6 protein-coding genes are annotated in these 6,249 nt (G+C 66.7%); 3 read left to right on the top strand and 3 right to left on the bottom strand.

Features of this window, described 5'->3' with window-relative positions:
• Positions 1–44: 44 nt before the first annotated feature.
• On the bottom strand, positions 45–1,733 hold the full coding sequence (locus MLE27_RS12530) for a GspE/PulE family protein (RefSeq protein ID WP_243312419.1): 1,689 nt from the start codon (positions 1,731–1,733) through the stop codon (positions 45–47).
• A 300-nt stretch (positions 1,734–2,033) separates the two neighbouring features.
• Here MLE27_RS12530 and MLE27_RS12535 point away from each other — a divergent pair, with 300 nt between their 5' ends.
• Positions 2,034–3,302 carry an EAL and HDOD domain-containing protein gene (locus MLE27_RS12535; protein ID WP_243312420.1) on the top strand — a complete coding sequence of 423 codons (1,269 nt, stop codon included), beginning with the start codon at positions 2,034–2,036 and terminating at the stop codon, positions 3,300–3,302.
• 30 nt (positions 3,303–3,332) lie between these two features.
• On the opposite strand, the gene MLE27_RS12540 is transcribed toward MLE27_RS12535, so the two are convergent.
• Positions 3,333–3,479 (bottom strand): DUF3096 domain-containing protein, encoded by a 147-nt coding sequence (locus MLE27_RS12540; protein WP_243312421.1) that lies wholly within the window; start codon positions 3,477–3,479, stop codon positions 3,333–3,335.
• Positions 3,480–3,776: 297 nt separating this feature from the next.
• Here MLE27_RS12540 and MLE27_RS12545 point away from each other — a divergent pair, with 297 nt between their 5' ends.
• On the top strand, positions 3,777–4,202 hold the full coding sequence (locus tag MLE27_RS12545; RefSeq protein WP_243312422.1) for a hypothetical protein: 426 nt from the start codon (positions 3,777–3,779) through the stop codon (positions 4,200–4,202).
• 198 nt (positions 4,203–4,400) lie between these two features.
• Here MLE27_RS12545 and MLE27_RS12550 read toward each other — a convergent pair whose 3' ends face one another.
• Complete coding sequence (locus MLE27_RS12550) at positions 4,401–4,871, bottom strand: nucleoside 2-deoxyribosyltransferase (RefSeq protein ID WP_243312423.1); 471 nt, start codon at positions 4,869–4,871, stop codon at positions 4,401–4,403.
• A 183-nt stretch (positions 4,872–5,054) separates the two neighbouring features.
• Between MLE27_RS12550 and MLE27_RS12555 the strand changes: the two genes are divergently transcribed.
• Positions 5,055–6,083, top strand: a complete 1,029-nt coding sequence (locus MLE27_RS12555; protein WP_243312424.1) for an aldo/keto reductase — start codon at positions 5,055–5,057, stop codon at positions 6,081–6,083.
• The last annotated feature ends 166 nt before the right edge of the window (positions 6,084–6,249 follow it).

Raw genomic sequence — 6,249 nt, forward strand, 5'->3', positions numbered from 1 at the left:
AGAAAAGATTTGCCCGCCTACCGCACACAGCCACGCTATCGCACCTAGAAGAACGCGATGCTGGCCGCTTCCTCGATGGTCGAAAGCCCCGCGGCCACCTTGGCCAGGGCGTCCATCTTCAGGGTGGAGAACACCCCCGCCTCCACGGCGGCGTGCTCGATCTCGCGGGCCGAGGCCTTGCGCATGATGAGGTCCTGCACCATGTCGTCCACGTAGAGCACCTCATACACGCCCACGCGCCCGGCGTAGCCCAGGCCGTTGCAGTCCGGGCAGCCCTTGCCGCGCATGAAGGTCACGTCCTTGAGGTTGGCCAGGCCGAAGAGCTTCAAAAACTCCGGCGCGGGCTGGTAGGCCTCCTTGCACTTGGGGCAGATGCGGCGCATCAGGCGCTGGCCCACGGCCACGGCCAAGGTGGAGGCCACCAGGAAGGGCTCGATGCCCATCTCGGAGAGGCGAGTCAGGGCCTGGCAGGCCGTGTTGGTGTGCACGGTGGAGAGCACCTTGTGGCCCGTGAGGGCCGACTGCACGGCGATGCCCGCGGTCTCGCTGTCGCGGATCTCGCCCACCATGATGATGTCCGGGTCCTGGCGGAGGATGGCCCGCAGGCCCGAGGCGAAGGTCATGCCCGCGCGCACGTTGAGCTGCACCTGGCGGATGGTCTCGATGCGGTACTCCACCGGGTCTTCCAGGGTGATGATGTTCACCCCGGGCTGGTCCAGCTGGCGCAGGGCCGCGTAGAGCAGCGTGGTCTTGCCCGAACCGGTGGGGCCTGTGGCCAGGATCATGCCGAAGGGTCGTTCCATGCCCCGCAGGAGCTTGGCCTTGTCCACCTCGCTGACGCCCAGCTCGTCCATGGAGCTGCCCCGGGAGGAGCGCATCAGCAGTCGCAGCACGAGGTTCTCGCCGTGGATGGTGGGCAGGGTGGAGGCGCGGACGTTGACCTCCTTGCCGTCGAGCACGAAGGAGAAGCGGCCGTCCTGCGGGATGCGCGAGATGGTGATGTCCATGTTGGACAGCAGTTTCAGGCGCGAGAGCACCGTCAGGAACACGGACTTGGGCGGCGTGGGGAACTCGCGCAGCTCGCCGTCGATGCGGAAACGCATCTGGATGGTGTTGGCCATGGGCGAGAGGTGGATGTCGGAGGCGCGCTCCCGCACGGCCTGGGCCAGAATCTGGTTCACCAGGCGCACCACAGGGGCTTCCTGCACGGCGGACTGCAGCGACCCGGCCAGGTCGATGCCCTCCTCGGCCTCGTCGCCGGACTGCACCGAAAGCTCGTCGATGGTGCCCAGCATGTCCCCCAGGTGGGACTGCACGCCGTACTGCCCGGCCATGAGCTCCTCGAGCTCGGACCGGGTGCAGAACACGGGCTCCACCTCCAGCATGGCCACGCGCTCCACCTGGTCCAGTCGGTTGATGCTCTCCGGGTCGGCCGTGACCACGTAGAGCACGCCGCGCTCCAGCTTGACCGGCACCAGGTCCAGCTTGCGGGCCATGTCCTCGGGGAGGTACTCCTTGAGGGCCTTGTTCAGGGGGTATTTTTCGGCGGAATACTTGTCGATCTTGAGCTCGCGGCTGATGAAGTCCATGAGCTCGTTCTCGTTGAGGCGCCCCTGGTGCATGAGGTACTCGACGATCTTCCAGCCGGACTTGCGCTGAATCTGCCGGACCTGATCCACCTCTGACTTGCTGATCAGGCCGGAATCGACGAGTTTTTCGTGAAGAGCCTTCATGCGCGTGCGTTCCCCAATGAAATTCGAGTGCGCTTCCTAATAGCCGTCTTGCGCCATCCTGTCCATCGGGGACCCCTGGAGCGCCCTGCCCCTGCCCCTGCCCCTGCCCCCGATGGATGCGAGCCGCTGGGCGGGCGAAAAGTTACGCCCGCAGGGAAACTCCCTCCGCAATATGCGCTGGTTGCGCCGCCGACGGGCCGGGCGGCCGCCTCCCCGCCCGCCGCGGGCGCCGGTACGAAATGGACAGAGGGAACAAGCTGGGGTAGGAACACCCAAGCCCCCTGCAGAAGGAAGCCGTTCATGCCCACGGAATCGTCCACCCAGATCTACGTCGACACGTTCTTCGCCCGGCAGCCCATCTTCGACGCCGAGAAGCGCGTCTACGGCTATGAACTGCTCTACCGCAACAGCCCCCTGGAGCAGTCCGCCAACTTCACGGACAAGGACGTGGCCACCCTCACGGTGATCTCCAACTCCCTACTCTCCCCCCTGACGGGCCCGGCCCAGGCGGGAAAGAAGGTGTTCATCCACTTCTCGCGCATGTCGATCATCTCCAACGTGCACACCGCGCTGGACCCGCAGGCCACCGTCATCGAGGTGGAGCCCGTGCGGGAGCTCTCCCCCGAATACGAGTCCGCCCTGGCCGAGGCCAAGCGGCAGGGCTACAGCCTGGCGCTCAACCAGTTCATCCCGGGCAAGTGCTCACGCCGCCTGGTGGAGCTCTCCGACGTCATCTTCCTGGACACGCTCCAGCTCTCCGAGGAGGAACTGCAGCGCTCCATCGCGGGGCTCAAAGGCTTCAACTGCCTGCTCGCGGCCAAGCGCGTGGAGGACGACGCCCACTTCCAACTGGCCAAGAAGCTCGGCTTCCACCTGTTCCAGGGCTTCTTCTTCGAGAAGCCCATCATCGTGCCGGGGCGGAAGCTGCCCTCCAACAGGATCACGCGGCTCAACATCTACCGCACCCTGGAAAAGAACGGCATGGACCTGGAGGAGCTGACCCGCAACATCGAAGCCGACGTGTCCATCAGCTTCCGGCTGCTGACCTTCATCAACTCCCTGGCCTTCGGGCTGCGCTACAAGGTGGATTCCATCAAGCACGCCACCCGCCTGCTCGGCTGGCAGCAGATCAAGAACTGGCTGTGGCTGGTGGTGCTCTCCGACGTGATGCCCGAAGACAAGACCTCCGAGCTGCCCTACCTCTCCTCCATCAGGGCCAAGTTTCTGGAGCGCGCGGCCGCCAACCACAACGTGCGCGACTTCTCGCCGGACACGCTGTTCCTCATGGGCCTGTTCTCCCTGCTGGAGCCCATGCTGGATACGCCCATGCGCGAGCTGGTGACCTCCCTGCCCTTGGACGAAGAGGTCAAGGCCGCCCTCTGCGGCGAGAAGAACCGCTACAGCGACTGGCTGAGCATCGCCCGCTGCTTCGAATCCGGCGACTGGAGCAAGCTCGACGGACTGACGCAGGCGCTGGGCCTGGACCCCATCGTCCTGGCCAGCTCCTACTGCGAGGCGCTGACCTGGTCCAAGTCGCTCTACGAGCAGTCGTCCGACAACGCCTGCTGATTTCCCGACCCGCGCGCCGCCCTGGGCGGATTACATCATCCTGCCGTGGGTGAGGCCGAGGATGCCCACGATGATGAGGTACACGGCCACGATGTAGTTCAGCAGCCTTGGCATGATGAGTATGAGGATGCCTGCCATCAGGGAAATGAACGGCTGCACGGACACGTTGAAAATCATGGCGTCGCTCCTTGCGTGGGGGTTGTGCTCCTGGGCCTTGCGGCGAGCATAGCACATTCGGGCGCGTTTTCCACGACTTCCCGCAGCGCCCCGCCGTAAGGGCCGAGGCCCCTTGCCGTCCACTCATCCTCTCAATTCCGTCATGTAACCGCCTGAGCCCTCTCCAGGACAGGTGAACATGCCCCCTCAGCGCCCCCGCCCGCAACTTCCCTGTTGAAGGAGCGGGCCGCTTCGCGCTACGGGAACCCGGCCCCGACCGAAAATGATCGGGGCCCGACGCATCGTGAAGGAGTGCCGATGAAGACCATAGCCACGGGCCTGTGCGTCCTGTTGCTGCTGAGCGCCTGCGCCGTCTACAAGGACAAGCAGGGCCAGACCCACTACGAGGTGCTGCCGCAACCCAGCGAGGTGACCGTCGTGCATACGCCGCCGCCTCCGCCACCGCCGCCCCCAGCCTATTACTACGCCCCGGCCCCGCCACCGCCGCCTCCAGCCTATTACTACGCCCCGGCTCCGCCGCCGGCCGTGATCTACGAGCAGCGGGGAGGCGGGTACAACCCCGAGCACGACCGCAGCAAGCACGTGCAGGCCAACTGCAACACCGTCTGGACGGGCTGCGTCAACAACTGCAACACGCTGCAGAACCCCTCGCAACGCGCGGTGTGCATCGGCAACTGCAACCACTCGCGCGACCTTTGCATCAAGAAGGGGCTGGGATACTAGCAGCCTCGACTGAAGCGAACAAAGGCCGGGTGCGCCAAAAGCGCACCCGGCCTTTCATTATTCAATCCAGTGAGTTTGATGGGCGGGGCGCGGCCCCCGCCCAAGGCGATAGGGGAGTTGCGTCAGGGAACGGAGCGGGAGCCGCGCCCCCGTTAGACGCTCCCGACACCCCTCCCGGTTACACCCGGAATCCTGGGCTCAACTGCCCCGGCGGCCCGGCCCGCGCTCTCGCAGCGCCCGGAGCAGTTCGTCCGTGCTGGTGACGATCCTCTCGCAACTGGCCTGGATCATGGCGTTCACCAGCGCCCCGGGCACGTCCCCGGCCAGGCGGAAATCCGTGCGCACCCCGATCACCGGGATGCAGCGGGCGTGGGCGAAGCCGATCTCCCAGGCGGTGCCGTCGTCCACCTGGGGGCCGTCCAGCAGGGCCACCACCAGGGAGCACACGGCCAGGGCGTCGCGGCAGGCCTCCATCACCTTGCGCGGGGCGTCCTGGCCCCAGTTCGGTATGTCGTCCGGGTCGAACAGCTCGTAGGGCCAGACGACCCCCCTGCCGGTTTCGGCCTCGATGCGGGCCTTGGTGCCCCGGTGCCAGGCCCTGGTGCCCTCGCAGAACAGGGGGCCCGCCAGGTAGATGCGGTCGAGTTCGGGTGGAATGGTGACGCTCATGGTTGTTTCTCCGCTGAAAAGTGGTGACGCACGGAGCAGTAGCCCCTTCCCCGCCGCGAAACAACCGTTCGCAAGGCTCCGGGTCTGTTGCGGGGAGCCTCCCGCGGGCGTATGAGGTCGCAAAATGCCGCGCCGTGGCCGACAGGCAGGGTGCGGCGGCCACACCGGCAGCAAGGAGCGACCATGCGCCACATCCCGCTCGGCGACACTGGCATACAGGTTTCGGAGGTCGGCTTCGGCGGCATCCCCATCATCCGCCTGGAATCCGAACAGGCCCAGCGCGTCGTCCGCCACGCCCTGGACCGGGGCGTGAACTTCATCGACACCGCGCACATGTACCTCGACAGCGAGGAAAAGATCGGCAAGGCCATCGCCGGGCGCAGGCGGGAGGTGGCGCTGGCCTCCAAGACCATCCAGCGCCAGGGCGGCCCGGCCCTGGAGCAGTTGGAGACGAGCCTGCGCAGGATCGGCACCGAGCACATCGAACTCTACCAGTTCCACCAGGTCTCCCAGGATGCCGACCTGGACGCCCTCCTTGCCCCGGGCGGGGCCTACGAGGCCCTGTCCAAGGCCAGGGACGCGGGCAAGATCGGGCACCTGGGCATCAGCTCGCACAACCTGGCCATGGCCATCCGGCTGGTGGAGACCGGGCTGTTCGCCACCATCCAGTTTCCGCTGAACTTCATCGAGACCGCCGCCCTGGATGAACTCATCCCCAAGGCGCGGGCCGCGGGCATGGCCTACCTGGCCATGAAGCCCTTTGCCGGCGGCATGATCGACAGCGCCAGGATCGCCTTCGCCTACCTGCGCCAGCACCCGGAGTGCATCCCCCTGCCCGGCTTCGACACCACCCATGGCGTGGACGAGGTGCTGGACCTCTACGAAGCGCCCAACGCGGTGGACGAGGAGGCCCGGGCCGGGATGGAGCGCATCGTGGGCGAGTTGGGCGGGCGCTTCTGCCGCCGCTGCGAATACTGCCAGCCCTGCCCACAGGGCGTGCGCATCACCCCGGCCATGATGTACCGGGTGGTCTCCATCCGCATGTCGCCGCGGACGGCCGCGTCCTTCAGCGCGGTGGCCATGGAGAGCGTGCGCCAGTGCGTGGACTGCGGCGAGTGCCTGGAGAAATGCCCCTACGGCCTGCCCATCCCGGAGATGCTGCGCGAGCACCTGGAGCTGTACGACGCCCACAGGCTGCTGCCCAAGAGCTGAAGCAAGACCGATTTGAGACTTCCCGCGGCGGCAGGATCAGCCTGAGCAAGCCGCGCCCGTCTGCTCGCTGAGAAAATACTGTTCAACAACGACCTGCGGCGGGGGGGGGCGGGGGGGGGGCGGGGGGGGGCGGGGGGGGGGGGGGGGGGCCGCCCCCCCGCGGGGG

Origin of the sequence: Fundidesulfovibrio agrisoli, from assembly GCF_022808715.1 — a bacterium.
GTDB classification, from domain to species: Bacteria; Desulfobacterota; Desulfovibrionia; order Desulfovibrionales; family Desulfovibrionaceae; genus Fundidesulfovibrio; species Fundidesulfovibrio agrisoli.